Raw genomic sequence first — 23,328 nt, 5'->3', positions numbered from 1 at the left:
ACCCGTCGTCTATCAATCGGAAGCGCATGTAGAAAGTTTCGGACGATCTGCTCGCAGGTCAGTCTGACTTTACAATCAAAGTCATGAAGGTGATGAAAGGGATGTTTTGGTCTAATCTGTTAAGCCGGCGTTTTCTGCTGTTCACGCTGCTCTTGCTCATCAAAGGCAGCCTCGTCATGTATGTCGTGTTCGACATCGGATTCTCATGGGAAACGATCGTTACGGAGCTTCCGTTCATATGGATCGTATTCTGCTGCCTCGAACTGTTCGCTAGCAAGCGGAAAGCACTCTATTATTTAATAGCCGATTTATTAATTACGCTGCTCTATTTCACGGTCGTCATGTATTACAAATATTATGGCGTCATCGTCACGTACCACGCGCTGCACCAAGCCGATAAAGTGACGAAGGTGGGCGAGAGCACCTATTCCCTGCTGGATCCCTATTATTTGCTGTTCTTCATCGATGTTATCATCTTGGCCGTTGTCATGTTCTGGCAGAAGAGAAAAAAGAAATACGCGAATGCTTACTCGGCAAGCAGAAACCTTCGTCCTGCACGGAAAGCAACGCTGTATGCCATGATCATCGCATCGCTGATGGTCTGCGTATTCAACGTTTGGCCGAATCGCGCAAGCATGAACGAAAACAAACAGGCGGCAGACATGGGCATTCTCAATTACGAGGTGTTCACGCTTCTCTCCGATTCGACGGAGAAGGACGTCATTCAGCCGATGGATAAAATCACGCAAGCGAATATCGACGCGCTGAAAGGCGTGCAGCAGCCGGCAGCTCCCAAGAACTTCGGCGCCGCCAAAGGCAAGAATCTGATTATCCTGCAAATGGAATCGTTCCAGGATTTCTTGATCGGCTTGAAAATCGACGGTCAGGAAGTAACGCCGAACTTGAACAAACTGGTTCAGGAAACCTTCCACTACGACCGCTTCTATACGATGGTTGGCCAAGGTACGACGTCCGATGCCGAATATGTCGTGAATACGTCGCTGTATGTACCGCATCACGAGGCGGCAACCGATTCATACGTCGAGAAAGCACTGCCGAGCCTGCCGAAATTGCTTCACGCGAACGGCTACGATACGGCGACGTTCCATACGAACGAGGTTCATTTCTGGAACCGGAACGAGCTTTACGCGTCGATCGGCTGGGATAAGTATTACGACCAGAAGTTCTACGGGGACGAGGATCACATCGCATTCGGCTCTTCCGATGAAGTGCTTTACGCGAAGACCATTCCCGAATTGAAGCGGATGGATCAATCCGATAAACCGTTCTACGCGCAGGTTATTTCCATGAGCGCGCATCATCCGTACCACATCCCGGAATCGAAATACAAAATGACGCTTCCCGAAAACATGGAAGGCACGCTCGTAGGCAACTATATCCATGCGCAGAATTATGCGGATTATGCCCTCGGCTCTTTCATTCAAGGCCTGAAAGACAGCGGGCTGTGGGATGACAGCATCATCGTTATGTATGGTGACCATCAAGGACTTCCGATATACTCGCTCAGCGGGGACGAGAAGGATATGCTGAAGGATATGCTTGGCCATGAATACGGATATCCCGATATGTTCCGCATTCCGCTTATCCTGAGCGTGCCGGGCGTGACGTATCCGTCCGTGCAGCACGATGTCGGCGGGCAAATCGACATTTTGCCGACCGTGGCGAATCTGCTTGGCGTATCGACGTCGAACCAAATTCATTTCGGTCAGGACTTGTTCAATCAAACGTCCAATGTGCTGCCGATGCGGCATTTCCTCCCTTCCGGTTCGTTTATTTCGGACGAGAGCGTGTTCCTTCCCGGCAAAGGCTTCGAGGACGGCACGAACTTCCCGCTTCCGGGCGAGACCGCAACGACGCCGGCGACGGAATCGCAGTATGAGCGTGCGCTGAACCTGTTGAATCTATCGGACAGCTACGTGACGTACCTGCCGAATAAAGACGGAAGCGCGTCTGCTGCGAAGTAGCGAGCGTATCGATAGCGAATTGCATTGCCGCTCCCTCCTGAATATGGCATCATGAAGAGGCAATTGTCGCTGCGTATCATGAACGAGACCGATTGAACGGGAGGGATTGCGAAACATGCAGTACAGAACAATACCGGGCACCGATCTGAGTGCCGCAGTCATCGTAATGGGGACTGCCGGCTTCGGAGGCGGCATGCCGGAAGCGGACGCGTTTCGGCTGTTCGACTTGTACGTCGAGCTGGAGGGTAATTTCTTCGACACGGCGCTCGTCTATGACGATTGGCTGAATCAGGGCATAAGCCTGACGGAAATCCGGCTCGGCAAGTGGCTGAAGGAACGCGGCAACCGCGATAAGCTCGTGCTCGCTACCAAAGGCGGACATCCCGATCTGGCTTCGATGCATATCGGAAGGCTCGGCAGGAACGATATCGTTGCCGATGTCGACCGGAGCTTGGCGCAGCTGCAAACGGATTATATCGATTTGTATTGGCTCCACCGAGACGATCGTTCCATCCCGGTCGACGGCATCATGGATGCGCTCGATGAGCAGGTCCGAGCCGGCAAGATCCGCAGCATCGGCTGCTCCAACTGGACCGTGGAGCGTATCGCGGAAGCGCAGGCTTATGCCGGCGCCAACGGCCTTACGCCGTTTGCCGCAAGTCAGCCGTTATGGAATCTTGCGGTGCTTAACCCGGACTCCATCGGGGATAAGACGACGGTGGCGATGTCGGAATCGGACAAGCGTTATTACGAGGAAACCGGGTTGACCGTCATCCCGTATTCCTCGCAGGCGAACGGCTTCTTCAGCGGACGTTATGCCCGAGGCTCGGAAGCGGGCAGCCAAGGAAGCGCATCGACGGTAGCCCGTCACTATTTCAATGCTGCCAGCTTCGATCGGTTGGATCGGGTGCAGGCGCTTGCGGCGGAGCTCGGTTCGACCGGTTCCGCGGTGGCGCTCGCTTACTTGACCTCGCAGCCGTTTCCGGTATTCCCGATTATCGGGGCAACGAAGCCGGAATACGTGAAGGAAAGCTGCGCGGCGGGCGATCTGACGCTGACGCGGGAGCAAGTGAACTATTTGGAAACAGGCGTCAAGTAAAGAGTCAAAGCCTGTCGGACCCTCGGTCCGGCGGGCTTTTTTGCTAGATCCGGACGTGGCTGGATTCCTCGGGAGCAAGGGTTGGTTTGTCGACCATGTCGTCAATCCCTTATACTGAAACTATTGAAAGCGCGAACCATGGGAAGGAGAGACGGCATGAGCAGCTACACAGAACAGGCAAACGGCGTATTCCCGTCCGTTTGCTCCTTGGATTGTCCCGACCAGTGCGGTCTCCTCGTTCATAAACAAGATCATCGGATCGTGAAGATCGAAGGCGATCCCTCGCATCCCGTGACGCAGGGCGCGATCTGCAATAAAGTCCGCAACATGACCGCCCGGATCTACGACGAGAAGCGGCTCCAATACCCGCTGCGGAGGACAGGGCCTAAGGGCAGCGGCCAATTCGAGCGTATCAGCTGGGAGGAGGCGGTCGAAGAGATAACCTCCCGCTGGAAGAAGCTGATCGCGGAAGAAGGGCCCGAATCGATCCTGCCCTACAGCTTCTACGGCAATATGGGCCGGATCAATACGGAGGGCATGGGCCGCCGCTTCTTCAATCGGATGAACGCAAGCCGGCTGATTTACTCCATCTGCGAAGCTGCCGGCACCGTCGGGTATGGATTTACGATGGGCGGCAGCTACGGGGTAGATCCCGAAGATACGGTTCATGCCAAGGTAATCATCATGTGGGGCATCAATGCGGTCAGCACGAACATGCATCAGGTTACGCTTGCGGAGAAGGCGCGCAAGAACGGCGCCAAAGTCGTCGTTATCGACGTGCATCGCAACCGAACCGCCAAATGGGGCGATTGGTTCATTCCGATCCAGCCGGGAACGGATGCGGCGCTGGCGCTCGGAATGATGCATGTCCTGTTTGACGAGCATTTGGTGGACGAAGCTTTCATGAAACGCTATACGGTTGGGCACGAAGAGCTGCGGGAGCATGTTAAGACCTACACGCCGGAGTTCGTATCCGCCATTACCGGCGTGCCCGCGGAGGATATCGTCGGCCTGGCCAGGATGTACGGGACCGTCGACGGGGCCGCATTCATCCGGATCGGCAATGGACCGCAGCATCACGATAACGGCGGCATGACGACTCGGACGATCTCCTGCCTGCCGGCGCTGACGGGACAGTGGCTGAAGAAGGGCGGCGGCGCCATCAAGGGCAACGGCGGTCATCTAGCCCTGAACCGAAGCGCGCTTGAACGGTCGAATTTGAAGCCGAGGGATGCGGTCCATCCGCGGTCCATCAATATGAATCTGATCGGCAGCGCGCTGCTGGAGCTCGAACGGCCGATCTCTTCGTTATACGTCTATAACGCGAATCCGGCGGTCGTTGCACCGCAGGCCGGCAAAGTAAGGGAGGGCTTGGCCCGCGAGGACTTGTTCACCGTCGTGCACGAGCTGTTCATGACCGAGACTGCCAAGTATGCGGACATTGTGCTGCCGGCGACGTCCGCATTCGAGAACACGGATCTGTATTCGTCCTATTGGCATCATTACGTACAGATTCAAGAGCCGGTTATCGCGCCTTACGGCGAAAGCAAATCCAACGCGGACGTGTTTCGGCTGCTGGCGCAAGCGATGGGCTATGGAGACGATGCGCTGCGGGATGGCGACCTCGCCATGATCGATCAGGCGCTCGATAATCCGAACAACCCCAATTTGCAAGGCATTACCGCCGCGCTGCTCCAGGAGCGGCAATTCGCCAAGGCTGAAGTCAAGCCGATTCTGCCGGGCAAGCTTCGTACGCCCAGCGGACGTATAGAATTGTATTCCGCGTCCATGGAGCGGCAAGGATTTCCCGCGCTGCCGACTTACGTGCCGCTCGTGGATGACGGACCGTATCCGTTCCTGTTCATACCGACGGCGAATCATAATTTCCTGAACTCGACCTTCTCCCACAATGGGAAGCATGCGGCCATGGAGAAGAGTCCCAAGCTGTATATGAATGCCGCGGATGCAGGGAGCTTGGGCATCTTGGACGGAGATGCGGTAAGGGTATGGAACGGACGCGGCGAATGCGAGCTGACGGCCGTCGTCGGGGAAGACGTGCTGCCGGGCGTCGTCGTCAGCCAAGGTTTGTGGGCGGACGGCGCGGCGCGCAAGGCGGTCGTGAATGCGCTGACGCCTGACCGCGTCGCGGATATGGGGCAGGGGGCAACGTTTTTCTCGGGACGCGTCGGCGTGGCACGGGCAGTATAAGGCGCGCCCGGCGCAGCCATAAGAGGTTCTTGCCACTTAGGTTAGGTTAATGCCCGGAATTGTTACTTTTGCCGGCGAGGCAGTCGCTATAATTTGCATGAAGCTCATCTAGGCTTATGCAGTGTTCATCACTGCACTTTACTTAAGTTAGTTGCTTGACATTATTAACTGTAACAATTATAATTACAGTAACAAGGAACAGGACGACTGACCAAGCCATAGCTTGCGAAACGTCCTCTTCTCTCCCCTATACTGTAATAGATTCAGGTACAGTTTTCTCGGCAGTCATAGGGCGGAAGAAGTCTTTCCAATTTCGAAAGGGTGGTGCTGACGATGCGTTATGCAATCAGTGATTGGGTACAAGGAAGAACGAGAGACGGAGAGCTTGTTCAAGGATTTATCACGTCGTTTAACGATACGCAGACCGCCGCAGGCGTGTATATCGTTCAATCGGATCATGATGCGGCGGTGGGCACGACGGCAGCGGTACCGAGCCACTGGCTGCGCGAACTTCCGGCGTTCCAGGTGTCGGATCACGAAGAAGCGGTTCGAAGCTTGATCGAACTTGCGCTTGCTACTCGGGACGAGGAATGGTTCGCGGAGTTGACGGGACGGCTGCACGCGATCGAGGCGAATCAGGAGGAGAGCGGCGATAGCGCGCCGGCACTGAACATCCAGAACCGGCTTGGCCGAATACACGGCTGACAGCCACGCCTGCGCGAGAGCGATGGCAGTCGCGAATATAACGAGAAGACGATAGACCGGAATGCTTCTTTCCGGTCTATTCGCCGTTTCCGTATTGACGTAAAATGAACCTATAGGCAAGCTGCTTTCAAACTGATTCCATCAGGAGGATTCCCGTATGACATTTCGGCTTCTTATGCGCGAGCGACCCTTGCGCGTCGAACATATCACGACCGATCGCCAGCAGAACCGCAAGGGATCGGTGAACAACCGCCATCGGCATCCGGTCTTTCATGTCATGTATATTACGGACGGCGAAGGCCGGTTTCTCGTGAACGATCGTGAAACCCGTGCATTGCCGGGACGGCTGTATATTATCAATCCCAACGAATGGCATCAGTTTCACGGCGACGAGGAGAACCCGCTGCACAATTTGGAATGCACCTTCCTCGTCCGGGACGACGAATCGGAGCCGCAGACCGAAAATTTCTTCGATTGGTTTGAGGAGAAACGGGGCATTATCGTCCCGCAGGCCTACCGCGACGAGCCCATTGCCGTACCGGCGCAGCTGCAGCCTTTTCTGTTGGAGGGCTTCAACCGTCTGCTCGATCCCGGCAATCGCTTCGTAACCGACGAGCATCGGTCGCTTATGGTAACGGATTTGCTGCTGCGCGCGGAGGAGCTGCTGTGGCAGCTTCTTACTTCCGACGCTGACCGGGGGGGACGGCTGGGCGGAGCGCAAGAAATCGCGGTATTGCGGCGCTACATGGCCGCGCATCTCGGCGAGACCATTCATCTGGAACAGCTGGCCGAGCTGGTCCATTGGACGCCCAACTATTTGTGCCGCGTCTTCAAAGCGCATACCGGCATGACGCCGATGGCGCAGCTGCAGTCGCTGCGGATGGCGGAAGCGGAGAAGCTGCTGCTGTATACGGATTACCCCGTATTCACGATAGCGGAAATGCTCGGTTACGAGCATCCGTCTTATTTTGCCCGTTTGTTCCGACGCCATCGCAGACGGGCGCCAAGCGATTATCGAAAAGGATAATATCGTCCGCAGCTCCGATTGTTTTGTATCTTCAAGGCGGCCCTGCCTGCTGATAACATAGTGGCAAGGCACCACAACCACATGAATCCTTGGAGGTAGACGGGCATGCAATTGACGATCGAGCAAATCATTTTTTTCCAAACGGAAGGTTATTTGATCGTACCGAACGTGTTGTCGGACGACGAGCTTCAGCCGGTGATCGACGAACTGGAACGGGAGATCGACGATCGGGCGAGAAAACTGTTCGCGGAAGGCAAATTGCAAGCGCTTCACGAGGGGGAGCCGTTCGAGCGGCGGTACGCGAGCTTGCATGCGCAGTGCCGGGAAATCGGCAAAGGCTTCGATATCCAGCACTATCTGGGCGAGGCGATGTTCCGTCATCTAGGCAGCGAGAAGCTGCTCGATGTCGTGGAGTGTCTGCTCGGCAGCGAGCTGAGCTGCAACCCGATCCAGCATTTGCGGGCGAAATTGCCGGCCAAGCAGGCGGGAGACGAGCCGGATTATTTTCAGAACGTGCCTTGGCACCAGGACTGCGCCGTCACGACGCCCGATTCCGAAGCGTCCGAGATTATTACGTTCTGGATGCCGCTCGTCGATGCGACGGCCGAGACGGGCTGCATGGAAGTGATGCCGCGGGTCTTCAAACAGGGCTACATCAATCACCGTGCCGAGGGCGGGACGATGATCGATCCCGACAAGCTGCCGGACGCGGTGCCGGTACTGGCGGAATGCCCGAAGGGAAGCCTCGTCATCATGAACAAGTATACGCCGCACCGCGGCATCGGCAATCGGTCGAACATCGTCCGCTGGTCCATCGACCTGCGTTATCACAAGACGGGGGCGAATTCGGGCCGCTCCTTCCAGCCGTCCTTTCCCGTCCGCAGCGCGTCGCATCCCGAGAGCGTGCTGACCGACGTGCATGAATGGCGCCGCCTGTGGCAGACCGTCAAGGAGGAGAAGGGGCAGAAGCTGCACCGGGTCTAGCTCGGCGATATCGGCGGCGCGAACAAAGAAGGGGCATCCCTAAGCCTGCTGGCTTAGGGATGCCCCTTCGTCTTTATCCTGCGCATGACGGCCTGCGGGACGAGCCGGCCTAGACAGACCTTTTTGCTTTGCGGTAAGCAAGCGGGGCCAGGCCTTTGCGTTCCCTGAAAATTTTGGCGAAGGTCTTGTAGGAGCCGAAGCCGACCTCGAGCGCGACCTGGACGACGCTGAAATCGGTCGAGATAAGCAGCGAACTCGCATGGCGCAGCCGGAGATCCTGGAGGAAATGGACGAAGGTCTGTCCGGTCTTCTCCTTGATGACCTCGCTGATTCGCGAGGCGCTCATGCCGAAAAGTTCCGACAATTGGGTAAGGGTGATATCTTCCTGATAATTGCGGTGGATGTGATGGATGATGGGCCATGCGGACGCTCTGGGCTTCAAAGCGGCCTGCGGCGCTTCCTCGGCGTGCAGCTGCTTTCTGCGCTCCCGGTCGAAGCAGACGAGCAGCTCCTTCAAACGGGCCTGCAGCAGCGCGAGCCGCCAAGGTTCGTTTCCCTTGTACTCCCGCATCATGTCGTCGATGAGGAAGCGCATCCGGTCCGCCATGGCGCCGGTAAACGCCGTGTACGGCGGAAGGGCGCTCGGCTCGATCAACTCGGCCAGTCCGTCGCCCTGGCCCGCGGCATCTATGAGCAGGTCCATGCTGAACATGCAGTTGTACAGCTGAAGCGTGCTGCCAGGCTCCGTGAACAGCTCATGGACTTGATAGGGCTGCACGAACGTGAACGTACCGGGGACCATCTCGTGTCTGACGTTGTTGACGACTTCGGAGCCCTTGCCCGCGATGACGTAGGACAGCTCGAGAAAGTCATGGCGGTGTGCCCGGAAGCCCCGAGGCAGGGCATGAATGTCGATATGAAGCGGAAAAGGAGTATCGACGTTCGGATACGTTTTCAAATAATCCGGAAAATGAGTCATGCTTGGTAAGTCCTCCGAAGAAATGGGACGTTTTTCGAAATATGAGACAAGCTTTTTACTACGGACTATTCTATCATAGATACGGGTAGTTAGGTCATCACGCTTGGTCTTCAGAAAGGAAGATGGGGAAATGGCTGTTCGGATCGGCATTATCGGCGCAGGCAATATTGGAAGCGTTCACGCTTCGCAATTCTCGCAGCTGCGCGACGTTTGTGAAATTACGTCCATTACGGACCTTTATCTGCCATTGGCGGAGCAGCGCGCGGTAGAATTCGGCATTCCCGCCGTGCCGGAATCGCCGGAGGCGCTTATTCAGAGCCCGAACGTCGACGCGGTCATTATCGGCGTGCCGAATCAGTATCACGCGGATTTGGCGATTCAGGCCATCGAAGCGGGCAAGCACGTGCTGCTGGAGAAGCCGATGGGCATCAACGCGGCGGCGGCCAAGCGAATCCTGCAGGCAGCGGAGAAGACGGACAAGGTCGTCATGGTCGGGCATCAAATGCGCTGGGAATCCGTTCCGATGCAAATCAAGGAGCAGATCGACCGCGGCGAGCTCGGCAAAATCTACAATGCCAAGACGGGCTGGTTCCGCCGCAAAGGCATTCCCGGCTGGGGCACCTGGTTCACGCGCATGGATCAATCCGGCGGCGGACCGCTGATCGACATCGGGGTGCATATGCTGGATCTCGCGCTCTATCTGATGGGCAACCCGAAGCCGGTGTCGGTGTTCGGCTCCACGTACGCCGAGTTCGGGCCGAAGCGCAGAGGGATCGGCACATGGGGCAAGCCGAATTGGAACGGCGTCTACGACGTCGAGGATTTGGCCACGGCCATGATTAAAATGGAAGACGGCAGCACGCTGACGCTTGAAGTAAGCTGGGCCGTTCACATGGATACGGACAACACGCCGTTCGTGCACCTGATGGGCACGGAAGGCGGCGCCAGCTACCGCGGCGCAACCGGCAAGCTGCTGACGGAGAAATTCGACAAGCCGATGGAAACGGCGCTTTCCCGGCCGGAGAACGACGAGAGCGAGCGGCTGCGTCTCAGCCGGCATTTCCTGGACTGCATCTTGACGGGCAAGCAGCCGATCACTTCGGCATTGACGGGATTCACGAACAATCTGGTGCTGGATGCGATTTACGAATCCTCCCGTACCGGCCATGAAGTGAAGCTGGACTGGAATCTATCATAAACGGAGGTTGACTATTCATGCTTAAAGGACTATCCCGCGCCGGTCTCGGCGACATCGGCAGCGACGAGCGTTTCATCGCGCTTGCCGGCGAATACGGCTTTCAAACGGTCGATATCGATGCGAAAGGGCTGATCGACCGCAACGGCCTCGAAGGCGCGCGCAAGCTGCTCGCGGACAGCGGCGTAACGATCGGCTCGATCGGCTTGTCGGTGGAGTGGCGCGCATCGGAAGAAAGCTTCCGCGCCGGACTGGCCAAGCTGGCCGAAGAAGCCGCCGCTGCAGCGGCGCTCGGCTGCCGCAGCTGCTGCACGTACGTGCTGCCGGCAACGAACGACAAGGCAGCGCATTTTGCGGTGCTCGCTACGCGCAGGCTGCGCACGTGCGCGCAAATTCTCGGCGCTTACGGCATTCGCCTCGGCCTCGAATTCGTCGGCCCGCATCACTTGCGCACCGCATGGGCCAACCCGTTCTTATGGACGTTGCAAGAAACGCTGGATTGGATCGATGCGATCGGCGAGCCGAACGTCGGCCTGCTGTTCGATGCGTACCACTGGTACACGAACGGCCATACGCTCGCGGATATCTCGGCGCTGACGCCGGATCAGATCGTTCATGTGCACATCAACGACGCGCCGGACGTGGCCGTGGAAGACGTCCTCGATAACGGCCGCCTCTACCCGGGCGAAGGCGTCATCGATTTGGCCGGATTCCTGAGCGCGCTGAACGCGATCGGCTACAAGGGCTCCGTCACGCAGGAGATTTTGACGGCATCGGCGCCGACCGATGCGCCCGAAGCGCTGCTGAAGCGTTCCAAAGCCGGATTCGATAAGGTTTATACGGCTGCCGGGTTGGCTTAATCGCATCGAGCAGAGTTGTCCCGTCACGGTCCGGCGCCAAGCCGGCCGTGACGGGATTTTTTCGCTTGTCCGAAGGAACGCAAGCCATTCGCCGATCAACAACCGCAAGCAATTATGCTACAATAAATCTATCGAATGGCCACTATTAGCGATAGCGAAGATAGGAGATGCGCATGAACGTCATTGAAGCGATCCGCACAAGAAGAAGCATCGGGAAAGTCACGCAGGAGCCGATCGCGCGCGAAACGATCGAGCAAATTCTGGAAGCGGGCACTTGGGCGCCGAACCATCGGCTGACCGAGCCTTGGCAGTTTTTCGTCATGAGCGGCGAGGGCCGCGTCAAGCTGGGTCAAGCGCTGGGAGCGATTGCGCTGCGTCAGGCGGGCGAAGGCTTGGATGCCGAGGCGCAGGCGACCAAAACGGCCGATGCGTTGACCAAGGCGAAGCGCGCACCGGTCGTCATCGGCGTCGCCGTCGTACCGGTAGAGCGGCGCGACGTCATCGAGCTGGAGGAATACGGCGCCGTCAACGCGGCGATTCAAAACATGCTGCTGACCGTGCATGCGCTCGGGCTTGGCGCGGTATGGAGAACCGGCGAGCCGTGCTTCCATCCGCTGATGAACGAAGCATTCGGACTGCGCCCGCAGGATAAAATGCTGGGCTTTCTCTACATCGGCGTTCCCGACATGACGCCGGCGGAGGGCAAGCGTTCGCCGGCCGCCGGCAAGACGACGTGGATCGAGGCGTAATGTTTCCCGGAAGTGCCGGCAGCCGGAATGTAAGAGTCAACCATGCTTCCGGCGATGGCATGCCGAAGCAAAAAGGCGAGTGAAGTTTCCCCTGAGGGAATTCACTCGCCTTTTTCAATGCCAGTACCTTCGGATTACTTCACGTCGATCGTCACTTCGTCCGGACGATAGACGGCCAGCAGCTTGCCGCTTGGATCGGCCGCGAACATGACGGTCCGTTCCTGCGGAAGCGAGAAGGCATAGCCGGTGCCGGATTGGGGGTCGCGAACCTCGACCGCGGCATCGCAGCCGAATTCCGAGACGAAGATATAGAGCGAACCGGAGGCAAACGACAGCTTGCGGCCATAGACGCCCGGAAGGTCCCCGCCGTGCAGCCACTCCAGCTCGGCTTCCACGCCGGCTTGCTCGAGCGCCGTGCCATAGACGGCTTGCAGCGGCTCCAAGCGCTCGTTCAACTCGATCGGAAGCGGGCAATAGAGCAAGCGTCCGGCGCCGAGCCGTACTTCCGTCAGCTTCGCAGGACCGCTTTGCCCCGCGGCAGGCAAGCCTTTGCAGCTGTCCGCGATGCGAGTGCCGCCGAACGAAACCGGCAGCAGCCTGCCGTTCAGCTCGAGCAGTTCTTCGCGGAGCAGGTTGCCGACGGCGCCGAGTCCGAGTTCGCTTGCTTTCGCTTGCACCGGACGCCAGTACTCGTCCAGGCCCAGCGGACCCGTGAAGAGCAGCGTACCGCCATGCGTCTCGATGTGACTCGTCAAGGCTTCGAGCGCCTGGGCGCTGAAGTTGTGCGCGCTTGGCACGATAATCAGCTTCGGCTTCGTCGTAGCCAGCGATTCGAGCTGATATTCGCCGAGACCGAAGGCATGCACGTTCATCGCGTGCGACAGCGTGCGGATGGCCTTCGTCGTCGCCTCGCCCGCGAGCCTCCGGTTGGAGAAGTCGTTGGAGTACGGATAGATGACGGCGACGTCTTCGAGCTTGCGGTCCACGAACAGATCGCGGATGCTTCCCATGAAAGCGCCGAAATCATAGGAGACGTTCGCCTCCGGCTTCTCCGTGCCGTCCGCGCGAAGCGCGCCGATATGGGATTCGTTGATGTTATGCATGTAGAAATTGATGTTCCAAATCCATTGCACCGCTCCCGCGCCGCCGGTCGAGAAGGCGTAGGCGTACTTGCGCTCCAGAATGTTGCGCAGCTCCTCCTCGCTCCGCTTGGCGCGGCCGTCCGGCGTCTCGACGTACATGATGCCGGTTTCCTGGATCAGGTTCGGCTTGTCGGGCGCCTTGGCGAATACGCCGTCCCATACGAGATCGTCCATCAGCCACCAGGAGTGAACCGTCGTATAGTCGACCGCTTCCGCGTAGAAGAACGGCGACGGGCGCTGCGCGCCGAGTCCTTCGTCCTGGCCGACCGTCACGAGCTGCTTCGGCTGGATGGAGCGGATCGTATCGACAAGCTGGGAAGCCCAGCGGTTGTGCATGTCCATCGAGAACAGCGTGTAATCGAGCCAAGGGCCGCCTTTTTTCTCGAGGACTTCCGTCGTGCGGAAGCTGATGTCGTCCGGCTCCGGGAGCTTGACGGCCGCGAAGGAAGGCAGCTCCGACGGCGTCATGTTCCAGCGTTCCTGCAGCAGCTCGATACTGCCGTGACGCGCTTGCAGCCACTCCAGGTATGCCGCATGCTCGAACGGATCGTGCGCGGAGCGCGCGCCGCTGCTGAACACTCGCTTCGGATCGAACATGGACGGTTCGTTGATGAGATCCCAGTGCACGTGCTTCGAGTTCGCGTGGCGCGTGACGATGGCCGCGATAAACCGCTTCTGCGCTTCCACGCTGCGCGGATCCAGGTAAGGATTGACGCCTTCCCATGCCTCCGGCGTGAAGCCGAAGAAGTTGAACGTCACTTCCATGTCGTGGCGTTTCGCCGTCAATAGGAGCGCGTCGATGGCGCGAAGCACTTCTTCGTACGGATGCCCGTCGACGAACATGATGTGGCGCCATGCGGTCCAGATGCCAGTGCGGATGGAGTTGATGCCGGCCCGCTTCATCTGCGCGATGTCGCGGTCCCAGACCGCGGCATTCGGCAGGAACAGGAATTTGCGCGCGACGTCGCTCGTCATGTAGGTCATGCCGACGATCGGCAGCGGACGGCCGTTCTTGATGAAGTAGTCGCGATCGCACGTTAGGAGCTCGCCGGATTCAAGCAGCGCTTGATCCATGCCCCAGAAGCCTTGGCGAAGCAGGCGGCGTTCGCCCGCGGGCGATACGGCTTCGCATTCCACCGTATAGAAACCGGCTTCCGCGTCGAGCGGCGTGACGATGCGCTGAATGACAAGCTCGCGGCCGATCTCGAGCGTCGTTTCCGTGCGCCAAACTTCCGTGAATCCGCCGTTGTCATAGTCGAACGAAGGCACGGATTCCTGAACTTCGCTGTCGACGGCCTTCAGCACGCGAATCTTGAAAGACCAAGCCGCCGTTTGCGAGCTGACGCGCTCCGTGCGGGTCTGAAGCAGCTGCTGGCCTTGCAGCATCAAGACGGGGCGCTCGCCCAGCTCGTAGGCGCCGTAATTCGGTTTCAGCCACAGCTCCGTAACGCCCGACGCCGCGAACGCTGCCCATTTCGCCAGCGCTTCCGCGCCGCTGCCCGACCAGAACGAGGCGCCGAGCCGCTGGTTCACGAAGATCATTCGGCTGCCGGCAAAAGGACCTTTCGTGTGCTCGAGCAATACAGCAGGAGCGGTGCGCTCCCGTTCCAGGCCGTCGCCGCTGATCCCTTTCAGAAGCGGGTAGAAATGCGCATCCATCGGACCGGCGGAACCGTTCTGCTGTCCGGGAACGTCGTCCGCGCGCGTCACGTGCAGGGCAAGCCCGAACGTCGGCTCGATCGCGAAGAGCGATTCACAGCCTTCGAAGACCGGGATATCCCGGTGATGCGCCAATTTGGCGACGCCTTCCGTGGACACGGGAAGGGCCTCGTGAATATGAAGCTGCTGATGGTAGGCCGTTTGTTCCGGCTCCGCCGTCCAGCTGCCGGCCTCTCCCGTAACGGGCGTTTTGAACGGCGCGCCGCCGGCTGCAATCAGGCCGTTGCCTTGCGCGGCATGCGCGAGAATGGACGGCCATGCGGATTTCGGGAAGTACGGGCCATGCAGATGGACGTAGACCGCGGCCCCTTGCAGCGATTCGGACAGCTCGGCAGCACCGACGATCTTGAAGTTCTCCTTCAGCCTCGCCAGTGATGCCGCGTCCGGGCGTTCGCCCGCATAGGGAAAGCTTTCGTCATAGAATAAAATGGAATGGTTCATTTTCGTTCACTGCCTCTCTCGGATTCGATTATTCATCGGAAAACAGGTAAGATGAAGTTGTTAGGTTTGTTAGGTTGGGAAGCGTTTTATCCGGGGCTCACTTTAGAGGGAATCGCAGCAAAAGTCAATCAGAAAAACGAACGCCAGCCGTTCGCGAAACGGGGAATCATTCATGGCCGGAAAAATATCGATGCAGCAGATCGCGGATCGGCTCGGCGTCTCCAAATATACGGTCTCGCAGGCGTTAGCCGGCAAGCCCGGCGTCAGCGAAGCGACGCGCAGGGAAGTAACGGCGCTGGCGGGCGCGCTCGGATATGGCCTCAAACCGGCCGTCGCAAGAAAGAACAGCTCGCCGGACGAAATCCTGGACGGCGCTCATGCCAATCCTGCCGCTCCATCCGCATCCGCCGCGGCGTCGCATGGCGGCAGGATGATCCTGATCGGTTTGGACGAGCGCCATGTCGTGGAGCCGAACTTCTGGAAGCGCGTCGTCGAAGGCTTGGAAGCGGGCTGCCGGATGCACGGGCTGGAGCCGCGCTTCTTTACGTTCGGACAAGCCGCCTTCGATGTCCATGACCTGACCGAGCTGCTAGGCGCCGAGGGCGCTCCGGCAAGAGCGGCAGGCTTTATTATTGCCGGCAATTGCCCGTTAGGCACGCTGCTGCGGATCGTGCGCTTCGGCCTTCCGATTGTCTTGGCGGACCATGAAGCGCCGCTGACAGGGGCGGATGCCGTGCTGAATGCCAATGCGGAAGCGGGCCGCATGGCATGCCATCATTTGCTTTCGCAGGGCTGCGGATCGCTCGTGTTCGTCGGCAGGGACAGCTTCGCGGTCAGCTTCCGCGAGCGCTGGTGGGGCTGCAGGCTCGCGCTCGACGATGCGAAGGGGGGCACCGGGCCGGCCCAACTGAAGAAATGGACGATTCCTTACGGAAGCGCGGGCACGAGGACATGGCTGGCTGAGCTGGAACGTCGCCTGGATGCCGCGGCCGCGGAAGGGAATCTGCCGCAAGGGATCCTATGCGCCAACGACGACATTGCGCTTCTCCTGCTCCAGCTCCTGGACGCCAAGGGGCATCGCGGCATCCGGGTCGTCGGCATCGACAATACCGCCGCGGGCATGGAAGCCGCCGTTCCGCTCACGACCGTCGATCTCGCGAAGGAGCGGCTCGGGATTCGCGCGGTGGAGGCATTCGTCCGCAAGCTCGAACAGCCCGGCGCGCGGCCGGAGAAGATCGTGCTCTCCGCCCGCCTCGTCGTAAGAAGCTCCGGCTGAGCATCCGCGATAGGCGCCGCGCGCTTGTCGCCACTCCGCGAATGTCCGCATAGGATACAGCAGATGCCTATCCGGTCCGAGAGGAGCTTCTTCGTATGACCCTGCAACGTGATCTTCGCGGCATGTTTATGCTGCTTGTCCTGGCGCTGTTTGTTCTGCTCGTCATCCTGCTCGTCGTTGCCATGCTGTAGCGTCGCCGCAGCCTGAACGCAGCCTCCTTGAACCTTCGCTTCCACTCCGGAGACGAGGGTTTATCGGCGTACCCGGACCCAGCGGGTTTCAGTGCGAATCGCCTTCCAGTACTGGCATAAAGCCGCCTCCAAATACGCATACTCCTTTAAAGACCATCAAGAGGAGGGCATGATCATCGCAACCAAGAGCGCAGGACAGAATAAATATAAGAAGATGGCGATGTCGCCGAAAGAATACCAGAACTTTGCCAAATCAAGAGAGCCGTCCAGGTCGATCCTGGCCAATTGCATTCGGGCGTTCCTCGTCGGCGGAATGATCTGCATTGTCGGACAAGCCATATCCGAGGCCTTCGTCTACGGCTTCAACATGTCGCGCACGGAAGCGGGCAACCCGACCGTCGCCGTGCTGATTCTGATCTCGGTCATCCTGACTTGTCTGGGCGTCTACGACAAAATCGCGCAATGGGCTGGCGCAGGAACAGCCGTCCCAGTGACGGGCTTCGCGAACTCCATGTGCTCCGCGGCGCTGGAGCATCGTACCGAGGGACTCGTGCTCGGCGTCGGCGCCAACATGTTCAAGCTCGCGGGTTCGGTTATCGTCTTCGGCGTCGTGGCAGCCTTCTTCGTCGGTCTCGTCTATTTCATCTTCGGCATCGGAGGGCACTGACTATGCTGCGCGGCAAACAAACATGGTGGTTCGAACAGCGTCCCGTCATCATCAGCGCGGCGACGGTCGTCGGTCCCGACGAAGGGGACGGGCCGCTCGCGGCAGACTTCGATCTCGTCCATCCGGAGCTGGACATGCAGCAGAAGAGCTGGGAGAAGGCAGAACGGCTGCTGCTGGAGCAGGCATCCGAGATCGCCCTGGAGAAGGCCAAAGTCAACAAGCAGCAGCTGCAGTTCTATGTCGGCGGCGATCTGATGAACCAGATCATCAGCAACAGCTTCGCGGCCAGAACGATCGGGGCACCGTATCTCGGCGTGTTCGGCGCTTGCTCCACTTCGATGGAGTCGCTCGCGATCGCTTCGCTGATCGTCAATTCGGGCAACGGCCAGTACGTGCTGGCGGGAACGTGCAGCCATAACTGCACGGCGGAGAAGCAGTTCCGCTACCCGACGGAATACGGCTCGCAGAAGCCGCCGACGGCGCAGTACACCGTGACGGGCGCGGGCGCCGTCGTCGTGGCGCCCGACGGCGAAGGCCCTATCGTGGAATGCGCCACGATCGGCAGGATCGTCGACCTCGGCATCACGGACCCGTTCAACATGGGAGCGGCGATGGCTCCGGCGGCGGTGGATACGCTGACGTCGCATTTTAACGACACGGGCAGGCAGCCGAAGGATTACGATCTGATCGTCACGGGGGATTTGGCTACTGTCGGCCATGGGATTGCCAAGGATTTACTGGCCAGAGACGGCATTCCGATGGAAGATACGGTATTCGGGGACTGCGGCTTAATGGTGTACGACGTACAGAATCAGAAGGTGCAGGCGGGAGGAAGCGGGTGCGGCTGTTCCGCCGTCGTCACGTACGGCCATTTGCTGAAGCGGCTGCAGAAAGGCGAACTGAAGCGGATTCTCGTCTGCGCGACGGGCGCGCTCCTGTCGCCGCTGTCGTTCCAGCAGGGCGAGTCGATTCCGTGCATCGCGCATGCGGTTTCGCTGGAGAGTCCATTGCACAACTAAGAGAACGAAAGGAGCAGGGCAGCATGATTTATTTATGGGCTTTTATCGTTGGCGGCGGCATTTGCCTGATCGGTCAGCTGATGTTCGACGTCGCGAAGCTGACGCCGGCGCATACGATGGCGACGCTCGTCGTGGCGGGGGCGGTCGTGGACGGCATCGGCTGGTATGATCCGCTCATCAAGTTCGCGGGGGCGGGGGCGACGGTCCCGATCACGAGCTTCGGCAACGCGCTGGTGCATGGGGCGCTCACGGAACTGCACCGCGACGGGTGGATCGGGATCATAACCGGGATATTCGACATCACGAGCGCGGGCATATCCGCGGCGATAATCTTCTCGTTCCTGGCGGCGCTTGCCGTCAGGCCGAAGGGCTGAAGTCAACCGGCTTTTCAAGCCAAGTCAGACGCAACAACCGGATGCAAGCAGCCTAATTGGAGGTTCCCTGTGGGAATCTCCAATTTTTTTTGGCGGTTATGCGACTGTACGAGGGGGTGGATATTCTGTAAAATAATAGGACTAGAGACCGCATTCATTCTAGCATTTTTTCCGGGAGGAATGTTCATGGAGACGCGTACGGCAGAATACCGTTTAAGCAATGAAATTCGCCGCAATTTGGAAAGCTGCATCCTGGGAAAACAATCCGAAATCGAGCGGCTGTTGACGGCGCTGCTGGCAGGCGGCCATGTTCTCATCGAAGACGTTCCGGGAACGGGGAAGACGCAGCTCGTGAAGGCGCTGGCGCGTACGATCGGCGGCCAATTCCGCCGCATACAATGCAATCCCGACTTGCTGCCCTCCGATATTACGGGGGTTGCGATTTATCACCCTAAGCATGAAACGTTTTTATTCCGGCCGGGTCCCGTCATGGCGAACCTGGTCCTCGTGGATGAAATCAACCGCGCAACGACCAAGACGCAATCCGCGTTGCTGGAAGCGATGGAAGAGCGGCGCGTCACGGTGGATGGAGACACTTACGAGCTGCCGGTCCCGTTCACGCTTATCGCGACGCAGAATCCGATCGAATTCGACGGCACGTATACGCTGCCGGAAGCGCAGCTGGACCGATTCATGATGAAAATCTCGCTCGGCTACCCCGATGCGGCCACCGAGCGCCAAATGATTATTTCGCCCAATGCCACGTCGCCGGCCGATCAGCTGGAGTCCGTCGTCACCGCCGAGGGGATTGCGTCCATGATGGAGGATGTGCGGCGGGTCCATCTCGACAACGCCGTGGCGGATTATATTATCCGCGTCGTCAGGGCTACGCGCGACCACAGCGGCGTGCAGCTTGGCGCAAGTCCGCGCGCGGCGATATCGCTGACGGCGGCCGCGCGGGCGAACGCTTATCTGCAGGAGCGCGACTATGTCATTCCCGACGATATCAAGCAGCTGGCATCGTGCGTGCTGGCGCATCGCATCATTATGCACACCGAATCCCGAATGAACGGCCTTACGGCCGAGGATGTCGTGCAGGCGGTCATCCGCGAAACGAGCGTACCCGTCCGAATGGAGCGATAGCGCCTATGTTGACGGCGAAAGCGACGATACTCAGGTGGCGTCTGATTGGATTTCTTTATATATCTTCCCTGCTGTTCGTGCTGTTTCAAGGCGGCAAAACCTCGCTTATGCTTTTTTGCATCTTCAATGTCCTGCTCGTGTATTTGGTATTCGGCCGCTGGAGCGGCATCGCCCAAGTGTCCGGCGAGCGCCGGCTGGCCAACGGCGCAAGCACGCTGACGGAACAGGCGCTCGTCGCGGGCACGCGGCTCGAAGTGAATATCGACGTGCAAATCCCGGGCTTCTGGCCGATTCCGTACGTGCTCGTGCGAGACCGGCTCATTGCCCAAAACGGAAGCATCGTTCCGTTCGAAGCCTCTTTCGTGCCGAATTATCGCCGCGCGGGGAGCGTGAATTACACGACGCCGCCGCTGGAGCGCGGCGTGTACCGATTCGAAGCGACGGAATGCTCCACGCGCGATATCTTCGGTCTGTTCGAGCATACGGGGACGTTCGATTCGTCGATTCCGTTCAGCGTCTATCCGAGAACGGCGTCTATCCGCGATTGGCGGCAGATGAGGCGGGGCTTCAAAGGCCCGTTCTCCACGTCGGTGTCGCGGTCGTCGTCGAAGGAAACGACCCAGATCAACGGCGTCCGCGAATATATTTACGGCGACCGGCTTTCGCGCATCCATTGGAACGCAACGGCGAAGACCGGCCAATGGAAGTCAAGGGAGTTCGAGCGGGAGTCCTTGCCGCGCATGATCGTCATGCTGGACCGGTATACCGGCGCGTACGAGAACAAAGCCCAGTTCGAGCTTGCGGTCTCCGCCGCGGCTTCGCTGCTGGAGTTCGGATTTCGCCGCTCAACGGCGGTGGGACTGATATCCGTCGGAACCAAGCACGAGGGTTACGCGCCTAATGCGTCCGCCGATCAGCGCGACCTGATGATGAAGCATCTCGTTCGCGTGCAGGCGGACGGCGATCAGCCGCTTTACCGGGCGCTGCGCCAGTCCGGCGCGCTCGCCGGAGCTGGCGCGTTCGTGATCATCGTCAGCCCGCAGCCCGGCGAGGAGACGATTCGCGCGATGGAATGGTTGAATAGGACGGGCGTCATGCCCGTGCTCGTCCATCTGAAGCGGGCGGAAGACGAACGCGGCGGCAAGGTCAGCGACATTCACGCCGGCGAATGGCTGCGGCTGCTGCGCCGAAGCGGGTTCACGGTGTATACGATCAACAAGCTGCAAGAGCTTCCGGAAGCGCTGGAAGGGGGCCGCGTATGACCGCGATCCGCCGCATGGCGTTTCATTGGCTCACGGACGGGCTGTACCGCAAACTTTCCGCCTGCTTGGCGGCGTTAATGATTTCGCAGTGGATCCGCTGTTTGGGCGATTATTGGTGGGAAGAAACGTTTACGATCGTGAACGGCGTGCTGCTGGCTGCCGTCTTGGCGAATCTGCTCCTTCCGTCCAAGACGTTATCGATCGGGGTTCAGCTCATTGCGGTGGCGGGATTGAATATCGCGAATACCGATTACGAATGGCTTCCCTTCGAGGGCAGCCGCAGGCACTTCCTGGATTGGATGTATTGGGTCGGCAATCAATTCGGCCAGTTGAATCCTTACTTATGGATCAGTCTCGGCGTGCTGGCGGCCTTCCATCTCATCGTATCCATTCGCCGCAAGCGAAGCTGGATTATGATACTCGTGGCCATCGCGATCCTATCGCTCGCGGCAGCCGATTCGATATTAACGCCCATCTACTTATGGGAAGAAATCGCCTGGCTCGTTTTTGTCGGGCTCGGCTGGCTGGTGGCCAGTCATTTCGCGGGGTTCAAGGAACGTCATCCCGATAATTGGTCGCGGCTGCTTGAATATCCGCTCAGCCTGTTTCTACCTATTATGCTTATCATCACGCTCGTCATGGCGGCCGGTTTGTTCGTGCCGACAGTGAGGCCGGTGCTGACGGATCCGTACACGGCTTGGAAGGAATCTCGCGGCGAGACCGTGCCTTCCTTCGTCGGGGATAAGGCGATATCGGTCGCCGTCAGCAAGAACAACGCCGATACCCGTTCCGGCTACAGCCGCAACGACAGCGTGCTTGGCGGCGGCTTCACGTTCGATTACACGCTCGTCATGACCGTGACCACGGATCAACGCAGCTATTGGCGCGGAGAGACGAGAGCGCTGTACAATGGCACGGGCTGGACGGAATCTGCCGAGGAGAAGGCGGAAGGCACGCTGAAAGTCAGCGGCAGCGGGCAAGCGTTCCCGGCAAAGGGCGTCGCGGCTTCCACGGAAACCGTCGCCGTCACCCAAACCGTGACGATGGAGCGCAAAGATAAGTACCCGGTGCTGTTCGGGGCGGGCCCGATCAACAAGGTATTGAAGTTCGATGGGGACGAATCGGGGCTCCCCGCACTGAGCTGGCTCGCGAATTCCTGGGAGCTGCGCTTCCCTAAGTCGGCTGCGGATCGATATCCCCAGTCTTATACGATCGAATCGAAGGTTCCCGTCTTGAACGAGGCGGCGCTGAAGGCAGGACCTGCAACACAAGCCGCAGAAGGACTGAGCGATGTCTATCTGAAGCTGCCCGACGGGCTGCCTGCCCGGGTCAAGACGCTCGCGGCAGACTTGACGAAGGAGGCGGCGACGCCTTACGACAAGGTAAGAGCGCTGATCGGCTACCTGCAGATGAATTACAAGTATACGAATACGCCGGACCTCAGTCTCAAATCAAGCAAGGACTTCGTCGACGCGTTCCTCTTCGAGATCAAGGAAGGCTACTGCGACTATTTCTCCACCAGTCTGGCGGTCATGTCGAGATCGCTCGGCATTCCGGCAAGATGGGTGAAGGGCTACTCCGCGGGCAGCCTCCCGGCCAATGAACAAATGCAGCAAATGCAAGGGTTGTCCGGCATGGTCGTCCCCAATCCGGACGGTGCGGGAACCTACACCGTCCGCAATGCCGATGCGCATTCCTGGGTGGAAATTTATTTCAACGATTACGGCTGGCTCCCGTTCGAAGCGACGCCCGGTTTCTCTTATCCGTATGCGCTGCCGAAAGACGAGCCTGCTCCGGTTGTCCAGGAGGATCCGGCAGCGGACGACAGCACGACGGTCGCGCCCGTGGAGGAAGACAGCGGCTTCTCCGTGAAGCCATGGATGTTCTGGTTGGCTGCCGGCGTGCTTGTCCTGGGGATCGCAGCCTATGGCTATCGCTCCTTCCCGGCCCTGCTCCGTCGATACCGCCGCCGGCGCTCCGATACGGTCAATGCCCGCATCGTGAACGAAACGAACCGTCTGATCAAGCATTGCCGCAAGAAAGGCATGGACGTGGAGACGAACGAGACGGTGCGGGAAACGATGGGACGCTGGTCGACCAAGCTGACGTCGCTTCAGCCGCAGTTCAGGATCGTCCAGCATGCCTTCGAGAAAGCGATGTACAGCAGCCAGTCCATGACGCAGGAAGAAGCGGAACGGGCGACGGCTTCGATCAAGCATATTCGCGAGCATATCGGTTAGCTGAGGTGGATTGGTTTGCATTCAAAGCCAAAGCTTTGAATGCGGCATTTCGCCGATGGCCCC

18 protein-coding genes are annotated in these 23,328 nt (G+C 59.0%); 16 read left to right on the top strand and 2 right to left on the bottom strand.

Translation table 11 applies throughout. The features are described 5' to 3' along the window. Window positions 1-101 precede the first annotated feature (101 nt). The 6 genes from GT003_RS10970 to GT003_RS10945 all read left to right on the top strand — a co-directional run bounded on the left by GT003_RS10970 (window position 102) and on the right by GT003_RS10945 (window position 8,008). A complete protein-coding gene (locus tag GT003_RS10970; protein WP_239565810.1) occupies window positions 102-1,985 on the top strand; it encodes an LTA synthase family protein in 1,884 nt (627 codons plus the stop codon). Between the two features lie 115 nt (window positions 1,986-2,100). Beyond that, window positions 2,101-3,084: an aldo/keto reductase gene (locus GT003_RS10965; RefSeq protein ID WP_161697475.1), complete on the top strand. Its 984-nt coding sequence runs from the start codon at window positions 2,101-2,103 to the stop codon at window positions 3,082-3,084. A gap of 156 nt (window positions 3,085-3,240) precedes the next feature. Continuing rightward, window positions 3,241-5,292 (top strand): molybdopterin-dependent oxidoreductase, encoded by a 2,052-nt coding sequence (locus GT003_RS10960; protein WP_161697473.1) that lies wholly within the window; start codon window positions 3,241-3,243, stop codon window positions 5,290-5,292. A 333-nt stretch (window positions 5,293-5,625) separates the two neighbouring features. Then, complete coding sequence (locus tag GT003_RS10955) at window positions 5,626-5,997, top strand: hypothetical protein (protein ID WP_161697471.1); 372 nt, start codon at window positions 5,626-5,628, stop codon at window positions 5,995-5,997. Between the two features lie 157 nt (window positions 5,998-6,154). Then, window positions 6,155-7,024: a helix-turn-helix transcriptional regulator gene (locus GT003_RS10950; protein ID WP_161697469.1), complete on the top strand. Its 870-nt coding sequence runs from the start codon at window positions 6,155-6,157 to the stop codon at window positions 7,022-7,024. Between the two features lie 105 nt (window positions 7,025-7,129). Then, window positions 7,130-8,008, top strand: coding sequence for a phytanoyl-CoA dioxygenase family protein (locus tag GT003_RS10945; RefSeq protein WP_161697467.1), 879 nt, complete (start codon window positions 7,130-7,132; stop codon window positions 8,006-8,008). A 109-nt stretch (window positions 8,009-8,117) separates the two neighbouring features. Here the strand turns inward: GT003_RS10945 and GT003_RS10940 are convergent, their stop codons facing one another. After that, on the bottom strand, window positions 8,118-8,987 hold the full coding sequence (locus GT003_RS10940) for an AraC family transcriptional regulator (protein ID WP_161697465.1): 870 nt from the start codon (window positions 8,985-8,987) through the stop codon (window positions 8,118-8,120). Between the two features lie 130 nt (window positions 8,988-9,117). Between GT003_RS10940 and GT003_RS10935 the strand changes: the two genes are divergently transcribed. The 3 genes from GT003_RS10935 (at window position 9,118) to GT003_RS10925 (ending at window position 11,791) form a co-directional block, all read left to right on the top strand. Continuing rightward, window positions 9,118-10,185 (top strand): Gfo/Idh/MocA family protein, encoded by a 1,068-nt coding sequence (locus GT003_RS10935; protein ID WP_161697463.1) that lies wholly within the window; start codon window positions 9,118-9,120, stop codon window positions 10,183-10,185. Between the two features lie 17 nt (window positions 10,186-10,202). Then, entirely contained in the window at window positions 10,203-11,042 is an 840-nt protein-coding gene (locus GT003_RS10930; protein ID WP_161697461.1) for a sugar phosphate isomerase/epimerase family protein, read from the top strand. A 173-nt stretch (window positions 11,043-11,215) separates the two neighbouring features. Beyond that, window positions 11,216-11,791, top strand: coding sequence for a nitroreductase family protein (locus GT003_RS10925; RefSeq protein WP_161697459.1), 576 nt, complete (start codon window positions 11,216-11,218; stop codon window positions 11,789-11,791). Window positions 11,792-11,925: 134 nt separating this feature from the next. On the opposite strand, the gene GT003_RS10920 is transcribed toward GT003_RS10925, so the two are convergent. Next, window positions 11,926-15,093, bottom strand: a complete 3,168-nt coding sequence (locus GT003_RS10920; RefSeq protein WP_161697457.1) for a beta-galactosidase — start codon at window positions 15,091-15,093, stop codon at window positions 11,926-11,928. A 172-nt stretch (window positions 15,094-15,265) separates the two neighbouring features. Here GT003_RS10920 and GT003_RS10915 point away from each other — a divergent pair, with 172 nt between their 5' ends. The 7 genes from GT003_RS10915 to GT003_RS10885 all read left to right on the top strand — a co-directional run bounded on the left by GT003_RS10915 (window position 15,266) and on the right by GT003_RS10885 (window position 23,265). Next, complete coding sequence (locus GT003_RS10915) at window positions 15,266-16,369, top strand: LacI family DNA-binding transcriptional regulator (protein ID WP_161697455.1); 1,104 nt, start codon at window positions 15,266-15,268, stop codon at window positions 16,367-16,369. A 360-nt stretch (window positions 16,370-16,729) separates the two neighbouring features. Continuing rightward, a complete protein-coding gene (gene spoVAC / locus GT003_RS10910) occupies window positions 16,730-17,227 on the top strand; it encodes a stage V sporulation protein AC (protein ID WP_161697452.1) in 498 nt (165 codons plus the stop codon). A 2-nt stretch (window positions 17,228-17,229) separates the two neighbouring features. Next, window positions 17,230-18,246 (top strand): stage V sporulation protein AD, encoded by a 1,017-nt coding sequence (gene spoVAD / locus GT003_RS10905; protein ID WP_161697450.1) that lies wholly within the window; start codon window positions 17,230-17,232, stop codon window positions 18,244-18,246. 23 nt (window positions 18,247-18,269) lie between these two features. Further along, window positions 18,270-18,620: a stage V sporulation protein AE gene (gene spoVAE / locus GT003_RS10900; protein ID WP_161697448.1), complete on the top strand. Its 351-nt coding sequence runs from the start codon at window positions 18,270-18,272 to the stop codon at window positions 18,618-18,620. 186 nt (window positions 18,621-18,806) lie between these two features. Beyond that, window positions 18,807-19,763 carry an AAA family ATPase gene (locus GT003_RS10895; RefSeq protein ID WP_161697446.1) on the top strand — a complete coding sequence of 319 codons (957 nt, stop codon included), beginning with the start codon at window positions 18,807-18,809 and terminating at the stop codon, window positions 19,761-19,763. 5 nt (window positions 19,764-19,768) lie between these two features. Next, window positions 19,769-21,025: a DUF58 domain-containing protein gene (locus tag GT003_RS10890; protein ID WP_161697444.1), complete on the top strand. Its 1,257-nt coding sequence runs from the start codon at window positions 19,769-19,771 to the stop codon at window positions 21,023-21,025. Next, on the top strand, window positions 21,022-23,265 hold the full coding sequence (locus GT003_RS10885) for a transglutaminase-like domain-containing protein (protein WP_161697442.1): 2,244 nt from the start codon (window positions 21,022-21,024) through the stop codon (window positions 23,263-23,265). The genes GT003_RS10890 and GT003_RS10885 overlap by 4 nt, the downstream gene beginning before the upstream one ends. Window positions 23,266-23,328 lie beyond the last annotated feature (63 nt).

Source organism: Paenibacillus sacheonensis (assembly GCF_009909195.1).
GTDB classification, from domain to species: domain Bacteria; phylum Bacillota; class Bacilli; order Paenibacillales; family Paenibacillaceae; genus Paenibacillus_Z; species Paenibacillus_Z sacheonensis.
The sequence above is the reverse complement of the archived record's forward strand: the minus strand, read 5'-3'. Positions and strand labels throughout refer to the sequence as shown.

Bases quoted from the DNA above. Each gene is read 5' to 3' on its own strand.
- GT003_RS10970 (WP_239565810.1), top strand. From the start codon at position 102: ATGTTTTGGTCTAATCTGTTAAGCCGGCGTTTTCTGCTGTTCACGCTG.
- GT003_RS10915 (WP_161697455.1), top strand. From the start codon at position 15,266: ATGGCCGGAAAAATATCGATGCAGCAGATCGCGGATCGGCTCGGCGTC.
- GT003_RS10895 (WP_161697446.1), top strand. From the start codon at position 18,807: ATGGAGACGCGTACGGCAGAATACCGTTTAAGCAATGAAATTCGCCGC.
- GT003_RS10955 (WP_161697471.1), top strand. From the start codon at position 5,626: ATGCGTTATGCAATCAGTGATTGGGTACAAGGAAGAACGAGAGACGGA.
- GT003_RS10890 (WP_161697444.1), top strand. From the start codon at position 19,769: ATGTTGACGGCGAAAGCGACGATACTCAGGTGGCGTCTGATTGGATTT.
- GT003_RS10935 (WP_161697463.1), top strand. From the start codon at position 9,118: ATGGCTGTTCGGATCGGCATTATCGGCGCAGGCAATATTGGAAGCGTT.
- GT003_RS10965 (WP_161697475.1), top strand. From the start codon at position 2,101: ATGCAGTACAGAACAATACCGGGCACCGATCTGAGTGCCGCAGTCATC.
- GT003_RS10950 (WP_161697469.1), top strand. From the start codon at position 6,155: ATGACATTTCGGCTTCTTATGCGCGAGCGACCCTTGCGCGTCGAACAT.
- GT003_RS10925 (WP_161697459.1), top strand. From the start codon at position 11,216: ATGAACGTCATTGAAGCGATCCGCACAAGAAGAAGCATCGGGAAAGTC.
- GT003_RS10930 (WP_161697461.1), top strand. From the start codon at position 10,203: ATGCTTAAAGGACTATCCCGCGCCGGTCTCGGCGACATCGGCAGCGAC.
- spoVAD (WP_161697450.1), top strand. From the start codon at position 17,230: ATGCTGCGCGGCAAACAAACATGGTGGTTCGAACAGCGTCCCGTCATC.
- GT003_RS10960 (WP_161697473.1), top strand. From the start codon at position 3,241: ATGAGCAGCTACACAGAACAGGCAAACGGCGTATTCCCGTCCGTTTGC.
- GT003_RS10920 (WP_161697457.1), bottom strand. From the start codon at position 15,093: ATGAACCATTCCATTTTATTCTATGACGAAAGCTTTCCCTATGCGGGC.
- GT003_RS10885 (WP_161697442.1), top strand. From the start codon at position 21,022: ATGACCGCGATCCGCCGCATGGCGTTTCATTGGCTCACGGACGGGCTG.
- spoVAC (WP_161697452.1), top strand. From the start codon at position 16,730: ATGATCATCGCAACCAAGAGCGCAGGACAGAATAAATATAAGAAGATG.
- spoVAE (WP_161697448.1), top strand. From the start codon at position 18,270: ATGATTTATTTATGGGCTTTTATCGTTGGCGGCGGCATTTGCCTGATC.
- GT003_RS10945 (WP_161697467.1), top strand. From the start codon at position 7,130: ATGCAATTGACGATCGAGCAAATCATTTTTTTCCAAACGGAAGGTTAT.
- GT003_RS10940 (WP_161697465.1), bottom strand. From the start codon at position 8,987: ATGACTCATTTTCCGGATTATTTGAAAACGTATCCGAACGTCGATACT.